A 13312-nucleotide genomic window follows, 5' to 3' on the forward strand; every position below is an offset into this window, starting at 1 on the left:
AACGTGGAACCTGTACGCGGACAACTCCACGCGCTGGCCGCTGCGCTGCGCAATGAGCGGGGCAACGTCAACGCCAGCTTCACAAGTCGGTTCAGGGAACTCGCGCCGGAGTACTACGCCATCGACGCCAGCGATTTCCAGGACGCCGGCTGGATGTCCCTTCCGGCGGTCGTAGAGGGTGCATTGCGGGCTCTCGACACCGGTGAGACCGACGACAGACTGCCACGCGAGCTCATCGACGAGTCGATGACCGCCTACCGCAGTGGTCTGCCGTGGGAGGTACTGGATCGGTCTTACCGATTGACCCACCAGGTGCTCTGGGAACACATCCTGCGAGTGCTCAATGATTTGAACCTGCGGCGCGACGCCCAGGCCCTGCTATTGCGCAGCGCATCGGATCTGCTGTTCGAGTACTTCGACCTGATCTGCACCGCGGCAGGGCAGATCTACGTTCAGGCCGAGCGGGCGGGGCGCCGCGACGAGCGAATGGCGCACTTAATAGGACAGCTCGTCGCCGGCGTCGCGGTTCCGGACACGGCTCTGGGCTACCGGCTCGCGCAAACCCATGTGGCTGTCGTCGCCTGGGGCGCTGATCCCCGTGCTCAGATCGATGCGGCCGTTCGTGATCTGCGGGTCGAGTCTCTGGTGGTGCCTGCCGGTGAGCGGCAAATCTGGGCCTGGGTGGCGCTGAAGGCTGACCGCAGCATCAAAGACGTGCGATCCACCATAGCCGACCGGTCGGGTAATCAGTTCGCCCTAGGGTCCCCGGCCGACGGGCGAGCAGGCTTCGTCACCAGCCACCAACAGGCGAAGCTCGCGGCGTCACTGTGGGCCCGCAAGCTCGTTGCGCCAACCGGATCCACGGTCACCTACAGTGAAACTGCGCTTCTGAGCGTGGCTTTGGAGAACGAGAGCACTGCACGGCTCTTCACCGAGCACCAACTCGGCGTCATACTGGAAGCTGAGGGGCGTGGCCGGGAGCTTCGCGAGACTCTCGTTGCCTATGCGAGTTCAGGTCTCAATGCGCGTACGACCGGCAGGACGCTCGGCGTAGCGGAGCGTACGGTGCGCTACCGGCTGGGCAAGCTGGAGGGGATATTGGGCAACGACTTTCGGCAGCGATTGACGGAACTGGCTGCCGCAGCCGTCGTCGCAGACGCATTGGAGATACAGCAGCAAGCACGAACTCGAGCACGCGGCTGAACCCGTCTGCGGGTCGCGGCTACTTGAGTCTGCTGAGCAACCTGTCAACGAGGTAGGTCTGATGAGAGGCTGTCATGCGATCAGGATTGATGATTGCTTCGACGGACAACGACTCGACAATCGCAAGAATCTCATCGACGATGATCTCGCTGTCTTCGTCTGCGCGTATATCACCGCTGCGCTGCGCGCCGACAACGAACTGAGCCCATAGCAGACGCGAATTGGCGTTGGATGCAGTGCGAATCTCACGAAGGAAGGGGTTTCCCACCGCCTGGCCCAGGAAGCTGACATCGACCTGGGCTTCAAGCAGTCGCTCCGCGTCCAGTGGAAGAGCCTCGAGAATGGCGAGGCGCAAGGCGGTGATCCCGCCAACGCCTTGAGTTGCTTCGAGGATTCGCTGGTGTGCACGCGCGAAGGCCAACTGGTGCGCGGAGACCAGGATGTCTTCCTTGTTGCGAAAGTAATGGGCCAGCACACCATTCGAGCACTTAGCCTCTTGTGCGATCCGACGCAGCGTCAGCGCATCGAGCCCTTCGCTCCCAATGACTCGCCATGTCGCGTCGAGAACCTGGCGCCGGCGCTCATCGTGGTCGACAACCTTTGGCATCGTTCTCCTGACTCTTGGTCCTCGCACAGTAACCGTGGGCGGGCGCCCGTCAGGACCTGACTGGACTCGCGTTTCCAGTGTGTAACGAGTTTCGTCTTACCCCTTACGTGAACCAGGCCACACAAGGTCTAATGATACAGGGCGCCCGAATTAAAAAAATCGTTTCAATCCCGAGGAGTGACTCGTGACGAGAGCCACCGCCAAACCCACGATCGACAACCGCAACGAGCGCGCGTTGCGCGAGCGCGCGGCCAAGGTCATCCCCGCCGGCATGTATGGCCACATGCGGGCGCACACCCCGCACATGCCGCAGTCGTACCCGCAGTTCTGGTCGCGCGGCGAAGGCGTCTACGCATGGGACGTCGACGACAACCGCTTCATCGACTTCATGTGCTCCTTCGGCCCCATGCTGCTCGGGCACCGCAATCCGGTGGTCGAAGCCGCGGCGCAGCAACAGGCCCAACTCGGCGACGCGCTGTCGGGACCCTCGCCGCGGATGGTGGAGCTCGCAGAACTCTTCACCGAGACGGTGGCTCACGCGGATTGGGCGATGTTCGCGAAGAACGGAACCGACGCTACCTCGGCCGCGGTGCGGATTGCCCGGGTGGCATCAGGACGGCGCAAGCTGCTCAAAGCGACAAAGGCCTACCACGGAGCCAATGAGTGGTTCACCCCTATCACGGCAGGTGTCACCGCCGAAGACCGTGCCAATATCGTCGAGTTCGCCTACAACGACATCACAGACCTGCAGCGTGTCGCCGCTGAACATGCGGGGGACATCGCCGCCATCATAGTGACGCCGTTCCGCCACGACTCCTACGCTCCGCAGGAACATGCTGAGGCTCAATTTGCCCGCACTGCGCGCGAATTGGCGACCAGAGAGGGCGCGGCCCTGATCCTCGACGAGGTGCGGGCCGGCTTCCGGCTGCACGTGAAGGGGTCGTGGGAGCCGCTGGCTGTGCGGCCCGATATGACCGCCTTCTCGAAAGCCATTGCCAATGGATACGCACTGTCCGCCCTGGTTGGCGCCGACAGTCTTCGGGAGGCGGCGTCTCAGGTGTATGTGACCGGATCGTTCTGGTTCTCGGCGGTCGCGATGGCGGCCGGTATCGCCACCGTGACACAAGCGGTCGAACTCGACGCCCCAGCAGTGATGGCCGCTTCCGGGGAGCGTTTCAGGCTGGCTCTTGAGGCCCAAGCGGCCGGCGCCGGGCTGCCGCTGGCGGTGACCGGGCCGCCGCAGATGCCGTTGTTGAACTTCGTGGACGACTCCGATCTGCGGAAGGCGTTGGCATTCACCGACGCTGCGGCCCGCCGTGGTGTGCTGCTACACCCGTGGCACAACATGTTCTTGTCCACAGCTCACACCACGGAAGTCATCGACGATGTGCTGGACCGCACCCAAGACGCATTCGCCGAGATCGCGCAGAAGGAGCTGTAGTGGCAAACGATCCAACCTTGTCAAGGAGATCCCCCATGCCCCACCGATTCATGATCCGGTCCGCAGGTCGACGGACGGTCGCCGTCACGATCAGCGCGTTTCTGATCGCCGGGCTCACCGCGTGCGGCGGAGGCAGCCTCACAGTGCGCGAGGACCTCATCATGGGCCGCGATATGGACGTCACCACACTCGACCCCAACCGGTCGCTCTGTGACACCTGTCAGATCTACAACGGTGCGGTCTACGACACCATGATCAAGGCCGAGAACGATGGCAGTTTGACTCCGCTCCTGGCGGAGAGCTGGGAAGCCAACGCCGACAACACCATCTTCACATTCACGTTGCGGCCCGAGGCCCGGTTCGCGGACGGATCGCCGGTCGAGGCCAAGGACGTCAAGTGGTCGTGGGAACGAATCCAACACCTCAAGGGTTCGCCGAGCTATTTCATGGACGGCATCACGACAGTCGAGGCGCCCGACCCGCAAACCGTGGTGGTGACCTCGGAGCAGCCGAACTCTGCATTCTTCAACATCACGACGGCCGGCTACATGGGGATCCTGAACTCCGATCTGGCCGCGCAACACGGTGCGACAGCCGATCCCGATGCCGCAAACACCGACACCGCGGAACAGTGGTTCATGGGCAACTCCGCGGGCGCAGGACAATACGAGCTGGAGTCCTACCAACAGGGCACACAGATCGTGCTCAAGCGCAACGACAACTACTGGGGCACCCCGGCGGCATTCCCGCGAGTGACGATCAAGCAGGTGAAGGACTCGTCCACGCAGTTGCAACAGTTGCAGCAGGGGGACGTCGACGTCGCTCAGCAGCTGAACTTCGACGCAATCGATCAGATTGAATCGGACGCCAACATCAGCTCGACCACCGTGCCGACTTTCAATTTCGTCTACCTGGGCCTCGGGCCTGGCACCGTGGGCGGCGAAGCGCTCAAGGACCGACGCGTCCGTGATGCAGTGCGGAAAGGTATCGATTACGACTCTGTCATCAATGCCACCGTTGCTGGAAAAGGCAAAGGGCAAGCCACCGGAATCCCGGCCGGCTTCCCAGGCGCAGACGGCCTGCCACTGCCCGGGTACGACCCGGAAGGCGCCCGGAAACTGCTTGCCGATGCGGGAGTCGATGGGCTTCGTTTGGAGGCGGTCTACCCGAACTTCACGATATACGGCGTCAACTTCAACACCATGTTCCAGTCGATCCAGCAGAGCCTCAAGACCGCGGGTATCGATCTGACCCTGACCCCGCTGGAGTTCAGCTCCTGGTCGGAACGACTGAAAAGCACGGGCATGCCTGTCACCGCGGTGTACTTCGCGCCTGACCACCCAGACGCCATTCAGTACCTGCAGTACTTCGCGATGATCGACAACTCGGTATGGATGCAGCGGTCGCGTATGCCGGTCAACCCTGCGCAGAACACCTTAACCAGCGAGGCTCTCCGCGAGACAGGTGCCCAGCGCGATGCGACCTACTCCAAACTCGCCCAGATGATGTGGGACGATGCGATCATTCTCCCAATCGTCAACCCAGATGTGATCCTGGCGAATTCACCTGCAGTGACGGGAAACAATTACCACATCACCCGCAACGTCGATCTCAGCGTCATGGGATTCGAGCAGTGAGGTACCGATGACCCGATACCTGTTGAGACGGATCGCGATGATGCCCCTTCTGCTGTGGGGCATCATCACAATCGCCTTCGCCCTTTCCCGATCGGTGTCGAGCAATCCACTCGCCGCCATTGTCGGAGAACGCAACCTCGGTAACCCTGAGATCGTCGCCGCCGCCACGAGCAGGTGGGGTCTGGACAAGAGCTTTCTGGAGCAGTACGTCCTGTATCTCGGAAACCTTGTACGTGGTGACATGGGTACTTCGTTCCGCACAAAAGCTCCTGTGCTGTCGGATATCTCGGAACGTCTTCCGGCGACACTGGAGTTGGCCTTCTGCGCGCTGCTGATTGCGGTCGTCGTCGGCACCGCCTTGGGTGTGCTGGCTGCCCGCACCCGGGGTCGTCTTGCCGACACTGTTATCCGCGTTTTCGCGCTGGCCGGATCGTCACTGCCGGTGTTCTGGATCGGTTTGGTCTTCCTATTCGTCTTCTATGCCTCGTTGGGAGTCGCTCCAGGACCGGGTCGGCTTTCGCCTCGGGTGCAGGCGCCCGATCACGTCACCGGGTTCTACACCGTCGACGCTCTACTGCAAGGCAACGTGCCATTGTTCGTCGACGCCGTGCAGCACTTGATCATGCCCGCCTTCATCATGAGCCTTGCTCTTCTGGGCACTCTGATCAGGCTGGTACGGGCTCAGATGATCGAACAGCAGTCCTCGGACTACGTTCGAACGGCACGGGCCAAGGGGATGACGGTCACCCAGGTGATGAACCGCCATGTCCTCAAGAATGCGACGACGCCGGTGATCACCATCGTCGGTGTATCGGTCGGCATCGTCATCATGGGCGCGGTCCTCATCGAAACGATCTTCTCCTGGAACGGTATCGGCACTTATGCGGTGGAATCATCACGGACGCTGGATTTCCCGGCGATCACGGGTGTCTGCCTGGTTGGCGGCATCATCTTCCTGCTGTCGAACCTCGTTGCAGATCTTGCATACGCGGTCGTCGATCCACGAGTGAGGCTTGCATGACTATCGCACCTGCGAACCCCGACGCTGCCACGCCGGAGACCGTTCCGGGAACCGCGCGCCTGGCGGCATCCAGGAGTTGGCGCCGACGCCTGCGCCCGTTCCTGCGACCACAAATCGTCATCGGTGCCGCGGTCGTCGTTGTCTGGCTGGTGATCATCGCCATGGCCGGCTTCCTGGCGCCCCACGATCCGTTCGCGGCATCGGGCCCGCGCCTGGAAGCGCCTTCGGCCGCACACTTCTTCGGTACCGATGCGCTGGGCCGCGACGTGTTCTCCAGGGTGCTCTACGGAGCACGGCAGTCACTGCCGGTGGCGATGGCGACCATCGCCATCGCCGTAGTCGTCGGCGGACTTGTGGGTGCCGTTGCGGGCTTCTTCGGTGGATTCGTCGACACCGTCCTGATGCGGCTGGCCGATATCACCATGGCTTTCCCGTCGATCCTGCTGGCGATGGCCGTCACCGCGGCGCTGGGACCCGGGTTGACGCACGCGTTCATCGCCATCGTGGTGGTGTGGTGGCCAATCTATGCGCGACTGATTCGCGGACAGATTCTGACCATCAAGGAACAAGATCACGTCATGGCAGCCCAAGCCATCGGGGTGGGACGCTGGCGGACGCTGTTCAAACACGTTCTTCCACATTCGTTGACTCCCGTGGTTGTTGCCGCGACGATGGACCTCGGCACCATCATCATCCTGATCGCTTCGCTGAGCTTCCTCGGTTTGGGCGCGCTTCCGCCGTCACCGGAGTGGGGGGCCATGATCACCGACGGCGCCGCCAACTTCTACCAATGGTGGATCGCCGCGGGCCCCGGCATTGCCATGGTGTCCGTCGTACTCGCCATCAACTTCTTCGGAGATGGCTTGCGCGAGACGCTCGACCTCAAACTTCGTTCGCGCTAGGTCGACGCCATGACCTCGACCACCCCCGTGAAAGGCCCGTTCATCATGAGTACTGAGTACAGACAGTCAGGCGACAACCAGTCGCAGCCGCTTGTCGAGATCTCGGACCTCGTGGTCCAGTTCCGTACCGAGGGAACGACAGTGGATGCGGTCCGCGGCGCCTCCCTGACGGTGGCAGCCGGTGACACGGTCGCGATCGTCGGCGAGTCCGGGTCTGGCAAATCCACACTCACCGCGGCACTGAATCGACTGTTGCCGGCCAACGGGTCGGTGACGTCCGGCTCGGTGCGCTTTGAGGGCCGCGATCTGTTGGCCCTGACCGAACGTGAAATGAGCGCGGTACGCGGCCGGCAGATCGGGCTGGTACCGCAGGACCCGATGTCCAACCTCAACCCGCTGGTGCGGGTGGGAAAGCAGATCGCGGAGATCTTCAAGATCCACGGTGTCACCAAAGGCAAGGACGCCCGAAACCGGGCCATCGAACTCCTGGAGATGGTCGGTATTCCCGAACCGGCGCGCCGTTATTCGGCATATCCGCACGAACTGTCCGGAGGCATGCGACAACGAGTCCTCATCGCGATGGGACTGGCGTGTCGACCACGACTGCTGATCGCCGACGAGCCCACCTCTGCCCTCGATGTCACCGTGCAGAAGGTGATCCTGGATCAGCTTGCGGCGCTGACTGAATCGATGGGCACCGCGGTGCTGCTGGTTACCCACGATCTGGCTCTGGCAGCCGAGCGTGCCGATCACATTGTTGTGATGAACAAGGGCATCATCGTGGAGACGGGGCCGGCGCGCAGAATCCTGACTTCGCCGTCCGACGAATACACCACACGCTTGATCGCCGCCGCTCCCACGTTGTCGGCGACGCCGATGGTGGACCGACCCGGCGAAGACCTTTCCCCGGACACCAGGTCCGTCATCGACGTCATCGATCTGACGAAGACTTACAAGGTGCGTTCCGGCATCCTGACGTCAACCCCGTTCACCGCGGTCGACGAGATCAACGTGAAGGTCCCGAGAGGCACCACCGTCGGTATCGTCGGTGAGAGTGGTTCCGGGAAATCCACCACGGCCAAGATGGTTCTCAAGTTGCAGTCGATCAGTTCTGGTCAGATCCGTTTCGAGGACAAAGACATCACCGACCTTTCCGGCTCGTCGCTCAAGTCCTTCCGCCGTCGTGTCCAACCGGTGTTTCAGAATCCCTACGCGTCCCTCGATCCGCTGTACACCGTCGGGGAGGCGATCCGCGAACCACTGGATGTTCATGACGTCGGCACCCGACAACAACGCACGGAGCGGGTGACCGAGCTCCTCACGCAGGTCAGCCTTGATCCCGAGCTCGCCGCCCGCTACCCGCACGAACTCTCCGGCGGGCAACGCCAGCGAGTGGCCATTGCCCGAGCACTGGCGCTTGATCCGGAGGTGGTGGTGCTTGACGAAGCAGTCTCTGCCCTCGATGTCGTCGTTCAAGCGCAGATCCTCGAGCTGCTGGTATCGCTGCAGCGGCGTCTCGGGCTGACATATCTGTTCATCAGCCATGACCTGGCCGTTGTTCGGATGATCTGCCACTGTGTGTACGTCATGAAGAGCGGAAAAATCGTCGAAAGTGGCTCTCCTAACGACATTTTCGATAATCCTCAATACGAGTACACCAAGACACTGTTGGCGGCCATCCCACACGGGGTTGAACCGGGCGCTGCCGGCGATGTCGTGGATCGAGGGCAGGCCTAATCGATACAGGCGTGCTGTTGCTGGCGATGTTGTACGGACTGCTGGGTGCATTCAGCCTTCATGTTCCTGGGCCATAGTCGGTCGAGGGCTTATGTGACAACATAGTCCAGCGGCCGCTGTCTATGCCCTAAAACAAGCCGGTCCGCGGCGCGGAGAGATACAGTCGGCCGATGACGCCCGGCGCACCCAGGACCACCACGGTGCCCGGCAGTGTCAGCGTCCGCGACGTCGTCGAGCTCAGGCACCTCCAGGCGACTCTGCTTGCCGGCGAGGCCGGGCTCGACCGCCGGGTGTCCTGGGCGCACGTGACCGACGCTTTCGACCCGTGGAACTGGCTTGAGCCGGGTGACCTCGTCCTGACCTGCGGCTACATCGTCCCGACGGAACCGTCGGCACAGGTGCGATTCGTGGAGAACATGGCCGAGGCCGGGCTGAGTGGCATCGTGATCGGCGAGGACGAGCGCCGTCCGCACCTCTCCGACGAGATGCTCGCGGCTGCCGACCGCGTCGGCTTCCCGGTGATCAACGGCGCGCACGCGGTCGGCTTCGCGCAGTATGTGCGGTTCGTCGCGGCCGCCAACGCCCGGGGCGAGGACCAGTCGTTCACCCAGATCGCCCGGGTGAACGGCGAGGTGATGGCGAGCCTGCGGGAGACGCTGGCCGGCACCGAATTCGTGGACCGCCTCAGCCGGGTGGTCAATTGCCGGCTGCACGTCGTCGACCCGGAGATGTGGGAGCCGCTGATCCGCGGCGGCGATATCCCCGGGCGCGCATGGAAGGTCGCCTACGACGCCGAGGTGGGCCGGACTTCCGGCCGCGCGCCGTTTGTGATGACCCTGACGGTCGACGACCGGACCGCGCTCACCATGCCGATCCCCAGCGAGCGTTCGGCCTGCCTGGTCGCTTTCCCTGAGGGTGATTCGAGGCCCCGGCTCGCGGTCCTGCAGCAGATCGCCGCCGCATGCGCGCTGGAGATCGGGCGCGTCGACGCGGCGGTGGAGCGCGCCCGTCGATCGGGCGCCGGGCTGCTGAACGACGCGTTGAACGCCAGGCTCGAGCCGGCGGTCCTGACCGCGCTTTTCCGCGAGCGCCGTCTGCAGGGCGATCTGCGCGCGCTGGCCGTCGACGGTCATCAGGCCGCGATCGACAGGCTCGCCCGCAGATGGCTGATCCGCGGAATCCCGTTCCTGCTCAGTGAGATCGGGCAGGTCTGCGTCGCGGTGATCCGGGTCGGCGACGTTCCGCAGGAAGACTTCGAGGAGCGCACCACACAGGAACGGTGGCGTGCCGGGCTGAGTGACATATTCACCGGGCCCGCCAACGTCGGCGACGCCGTCCGCCAAGCGCGGTGGGCGTTGGAGACCGTCAGCCCCGACGGCTCGGCGCTCGCCCGCTACGGCGACAGCAGTCCGACGTTCCTGCCGCGAACCCTCGCGGAGTCCAAGCTGGCGTCCGACTACGTGCTGGGCCCGCTCCTGGAGTATGACCGTGAGCAGGGCACCGAGCTGATCAAGACTCTGCAGGCGTATCTGGAGTGCGATCGCTCGCCGAGCCGGGCCAGCGAACTGCTCTTCATCCACACCCAGACCGTCAACTACCGGATCGCCCGGATTCAGGAGCTCACGGGCCGCTCGATGCGGTCCACCGGTGACGTCAGCGAGCTCTGGTTCGCGCTGCGGGCGCTGGCGCTCTCGCAGGCCACCTGAATGCGTCGACGGGCGCTTATCTGTCCGTACAACCGGTGAGGTTCGGGTCATTCCGCAGCACAGTGTGCAGCGGCGAATCGGGTTGGCAGACTGCGGACGACAACCAACGAGGAGATGCAGCGATGGGCACGTTCGAAGGTCGCGGTGTGATCGTCACCGGGGTCGCCTCCGGTCTCGGGAGCGCGCTGGCGCGGGAGTTCGCGGCGGAGGGCGCTCGAGTCCTCGGCTGCGATGTCAATGATGAGGCGGGCGCGGCCGTGATGGACGGCATCGGCGCCTACCACCACACCGACGTCTCCAAGGAGGCCGAGGTCGAGGCGCTCGTCGACGACGCCGTGCGGCGATTCGGCCGGCTCGACGTCATGGTCAACAACGCCGCGGTCCAGGTCGAGCAGGAGCTGGCCGACACGACGGAGGAGCAACTCGACCGCGTCCTCGCGGTCAACCTGAAGGGCCCGTTCTTCGGCTGCAAACACGCGATCCGGGTGATGCGTGGCGCGGGCGGCGGCGCGATCGTCAACGTCTCGTCCGTCCTCGCCGTGACCGGCGACCCGATGCTCGCCGCCTACGGTGCCGCGAAAGGTGGGGTGCTGGCCCTGACCAAATCGGCCGCGGTGAAGTACGGGCGCGACAGGATCCGCTGCAACACCGTCTTGCCCGGCGATATGCAGACCGAAATGGTCGAGGCCTACTTCGCCGCGGCCGAGGACCCCGCCGCCCTGCGCGCGCAGGCCGAGATGGAGTACCCGGTCGGTCGGATCGGCCAGCCGCGTGAGGTCGCCAGGGCCGTGCTCTTCCTCGCATCTGACGACGCGAGCTTCGTCACCGGCGAGGCGCTCGTCGTCGATGGTGGGCTGCTCGCGGAGTGCTACTGATGAAACGGCTCGGCCTCGTCCACACCGTCTCCCAGCTCGCACCGACGTTCGCCGAACTCGCCGGTGAACTGCTCCCCGGCGTCGAGACGGCGGTCATCGCCGATGAGCTCCTGCTCAAGCGGACGGTCCGCGACGGTGCCGTCGACGATATGACGCGTGACCGGCTGCGCGGCCACGTCGCCGCACTCGCCGGCTTCGGGGTCGACGCCGTGCTCGTGACGTGCTCGTCGGTGGGTCCGGTGGTCGACGAGATCGCCTCGGACGCAGCCGTTCCCGTCCATCGGGTAGACCGCGCCATGGCCGAACGCGCCGTCACCCTCGGGACCACCGTCGGCGTGCTCGCCACCCTGCCGACGACGCTCGCCCCGACCACCGCGCTGGTCGAGGCTGCAGCGCGGGAGGCGAACCGAAACGTCACGGTCGTTTCGCGGCTCTGCGATGGCGCGTTCGCCGCGCTGGGCAGCGGCGACGGTCCGCGACACGACGCGATCATCGCCGAGGAGCTGGACCGCCTGACCGCCGAGGTCGACGTGGTCGTGCTCGCACAGGCCTCGATGGCGCGGATCGCCGCTGCGCGGCCTGCGAGTGCCACCCAGGTGCTGTCGAGCCCGCGGCTCGCGATGGAGCGGCTCGCTTGTACCGGGCGATAAGCATCCGGCCCAGGTTGGTGCACCGCGCTAGTGGTGCAGGTCACGGGAGTCCACCACCATGATTGGCGTGCAACGTGAATGGAAGCCTCGAATCCTCGGCCTCGGCGGCACGACCCGCCAGGGGTCGTCGTCCGAACGTGCGCTGCGCGCCGCTCTGGACCTCGCCGAACGTGCCGGAGCGCACACCGACATCCTGCTGGCCGATGACCTGGAGTTGCCCGCGTACGCTCCCGAGCGTGGGTCGCCGGCCCCACGGGCCGGCCGCCTGCTGGACCTCGTCCGCCGGGCGGACGGGGTGATCGTCGCCAGCCCAGGTTTCCACGGCGGGCCGTCGGGCCTGCTCAAGAACGCGCTGGATCACCTGGAGGAACTCCGCGACGACGAACGGCCCTACCTCGACGGTCGCGCGATCGGCTGCATCGTCTGCGCGGCCGGTTGGCAGGCGACGGCCACAACCCTCGCGGCACTGCGGTCGACTGTCCACGCGCTGCGGGGCTGGCCGACGCCGCTGGGCGTCACGATCAACTCGACCCCGACCGGCGATGCGGATCCGATCGTGGCCGCCGCGCCGCAGCTCGGCCTGCTCGTCGAACAGGTTGTCGGACTTGCCCGTTGGCAGCACGCGGCCGTCACCGTCGGGGTCGCGTCGTGACCGGAGCCCACGAAGCACAGACGACCACCGGGGTTCCCGCGTCGGTACTCGGGGCCGGGCTGCGCACCGTGGTCGAGGGTCTGCAGCACCCGGAGGGCGTCTGTTGGTCCCCGGCCGAGCAGATGCTCTACGCGGGCGGTGAGGGCGGCCAGCTCTACCGGTTCGGACTCGGGGGCGGGGCTTTCGAGACGGTCTGCACCGTGCCGGGTGGCTCGATGCTCGGCCTCGCGCTCGACGGCGCGGGCGCCGTGTACGTGTGCGACGTCGGCAACGGGTGCATCCAGAAAATCGCGCCCGACGGCCGCATCCGCCGACACGGTGCTGCGATCGGTTACCCGAACTACCCGGTCTTCGACGGCGACGGTCGGCTGTGGGTGTCGGACTCCGGGGATTGGGGCCAGGCGAACGGGGGGATCGTGCGCATCGACCCCGACGGCGCCACCGAGCGGGTGCTCGACGGGCTGCACTTCGCGAACGGTCTTGCACTGCACGGTGACTGGTTGTACATCGTCGAATCGACGTGGCCGCGGATCGTGCGGATCCCGCTCTCCGGCGGCGAACCGGAGCCGGTCGTCGTACTCGACCGGGTGGTACCGGATGGCATCGCATTCGACGCCGACGGCGGGCTGTGGATCGGCTGCTGGCAGCCCAACCGGGTGTACCGGCTCGCCCCGGACGCCACGCTGGAGACCGTCGTCGACGACTGGTCGGGTGTGTACGCACCGACGCCGACGAACCTCGCGTTCGCCGGGCCCGAACTCGACATACTCGTGCTCGCGTCGCTCGGCACGCTCGTGGTGACCGCCTGCGATCCCGGGGTACGCGGGGCGGGGCTGCACCTGCCCGTCGGCCTGGACTGACCACTGCCACAACGGAAGGAC

General features: G+C 65.0%; 12 protein-coding genes. 11 read left to right on the plus strand and 1 reads right to left on the minus strand.

The features are described 5' to 3' along the window. Positions 1 to 3 precede the first annotated feature (3 nt). Complete coding sequence (locus tag ACWDTP_RS01850; RefSeq protein WP_450015988.1) at positions 4 to 1203, plus strand: PucR family transcriptional regulator; 1200 nt, start codon at positions 4 to 6, stop codon at positions 1201 to 1203. A 19-nt stretch (positions 1204 to 1222) separates the two neighbouring features. Here the strand turns inward: ACWDTP_RS01850 and ACWDTP_RS01855 are convergent, their stop codons facing one another. Next, positions 1223 to 1810 (minus strand): TetR/AcrR family transcriptional regulator, encoded by a 588-nt coding sequence (locus ACWDTP_RS01855; RefSeq protein WP_450015990.1) that lies wholly within the window; start codon positions 1808 to 1810, stop codon positions 1223 to 1225. Positions 1811 to 2045: 235 nt separating this feature from the next. Between ACWDTP_RS01855 and ACWDTP_RS01860 the strand changes: the two genes are divergently transcribed. From ACWDTP_RS01860 to ACWDTP_RS01905, 10 genes are all read left to right on the plus strand, one after another. Further along, complete coding sequence (locus tag ACWDTP_RS01860; RefSeq protein ID WP_450015992.1) at positions 2046 to 3251, plus strand: aminotransferase class III-fold pyridoxal phosphate-dependent enzyme; 1206 nt, start codon at positions 2046 to 2048, stop codon at positions 3249 to 3251. 35 nt (positions 3252 to 3286) lie between these two features. Next, complete coding sequence (locus ACWDTP_RS01865; RefSeq protein WP_450015994.1) at positions 3287 to 4888, plus strand: ABC transporter substrate-binding protein; 1602 nt, start codon at positions 3287 to 3289, stop codon at positions 4886 to 4888. Between the two features lie 7 nt (positions 4889 to 4895). Then, on the plus strand, positions 4896 to 5909 hold the full coding sequence (locus tag ACWDTP_RS01870) for an ABC transporter permease (RefSeq protein WP_450015996.1): 1014 nt from the start codon (positions 4896 to 4898) through the stop codon (positions 5907 to 5909). Continuing rightward, positions 5906 to 6811: an ABC transporter permease gene (locus tag ACWDTP_RS01875; RefSeq protein WP_450015998.1), complete on the plus strand. Its 906-nt coding sequence runs from the start codon at positions 5906 to 5908 to the stop codon at positions 6809 to 6811. The genes ACWDTP_RS01870 and ACWDTP_RS01875 overlap by 4 nt, the downstream gene beginning before the upstream one ends. A 45-nt stretch (positions 6812 to 6856) precedes the next feature. Next, positions 6857 to 8548, plus strand: a complete 1692-nt coding sequence (locus ACWDTP_RS01880) for an ABC transporter ATP-binding protein (RefSeq protein ID WP_450016097.1) — start codon at positions 6857 to 6859, stop codon at positions 8546 to 8548. A 170-nt stretch (positions 8549 to 8718) separates the two neighbouring features. Beyond that, positions 8719 to 10254, plus strand: a complete 1536-nt coding sequence (locus ACWDTP_RS01885) for a PucR family transcriptional regulator (RefSeq protein WP_450016000.1) — start codon at positions 8719 to 8721, stop codon at positions 10252 to 10254. A 122-nt stretch (positions 10255 to 10376) separates the two neighbouring features. Continuing rightward, on the plus strand, positions 10377 to 11129 hold the full coding sequence (locus tag ACWDTP_RS01890; protein WP_450016002.1) for an SDR family NAD(P)-dependent oxidoreductase: 753 nt from the start codon (positions 10377 to 10379) through the stop codon (positions 11127 to 11129). After that, positions 11129 to 11779: an aspartate/glutamate racemase family protein gene (locus tag ACWDTP_RS01895; protein ID WP_450016004.1), complete on the plus strand. Its 651-nt coding sequence runs from the start codon at positions 11129 to 11131 to the stop codon at positions 11777 to 11779. Before ACWDTP_RS01890 ends, ACWDTP_RS01895 begins: the two co-directional genes overlap by 1 nt. A 67-nt stretch (positions 11780 to 11846) precedes the next feature. Next, positions 11847 to 12431 carry an NADPH-dependent FMN reductase gene (locus ACWDTP_RS01900; RefSeq protein WP_450016006.1) on the plus strand — a complete coding sequence of 195 codons (585 nt, stop codon included), beginning with the start codon at positions 11847 to 11849 and terminating at the stop codon, positions 12429 to 12431. Further along, entirely contained in the window at positions 12428 to 13291 is an 864-nt protein-coding gene (locus ACWDTP_RS01905) for an SMP-30/gluconolactonase/LRE family protein (protein ID WP_450016008.1), read from the plus strand. The genes ACWDTP_RS01900 and ACWDTP_RS01905 overlap by 4 nt, the downstream gene beginning before the upstream one ends. Positions 13292 to 13312 lie beyond the last annotated feature (21 nt).

This window comes from Mycobacterium sp. NPDC003449 (genome assembly GCF_053588415.1).

Coding starts and splice junctions, on each gene's coding strand:
- ACWDTP_RS01885 (WP_450016000.1), top strand. CDS start 8,719: ATGACGCCCGGCGCACCCAGGACCACCACGGTGCCCGGCAGTGTCAGC.
- ACWDTP_RS01890 (WP_450016002.1), top strand. CDS start 10,377: ATGGGCACGTTCGAAGGTCGCGGTGTGATCGTCACCGGGGTCGCCTCC.
- ACWDTP_RS01870 (WP_450015996.1), top strand. CDS start 4,896: ATGACCCGATACCTGTTGAGACGGATCGCGATGATGCCCCTTCTGCTG.
- ACWDTP_RS01855 (WP_450015990.1), bottom strand. CDS start 1,810: ATGCCAAAGGTTGTCGACCACGATGAGCGCCGGCGCCAGGTTCTCGAC.
- ACWDTP_RS01895 (WP_450016004.1), top strand. CDS start 11,129: ATGAAACGGCTCGGCCTCGTCCACACCGTCTCCCAGCTCGCACCGACG.
- ACWDTP_RS01875 (WP_450015998.1), top strand. CDS start 5,906: ATGACTATCGCACCTGCGAACCCCGACGCTGCCACGCCGGAGACCGTT.
- ACWDTP_RS01865 (WP_450015994.1), top strand. CDS start 3,287: ATGCCCCACCGATTCATGATCCGGTCCGCAGGTCGACGGACGGTCGCC.
- ACWDTP_RS01880 (WP_450016097.1), top strand. CDS start 6,857: ATGAGTACTGAGTACAGACAGTCAGGCGACAACCAGTCGCAGCCGCTT.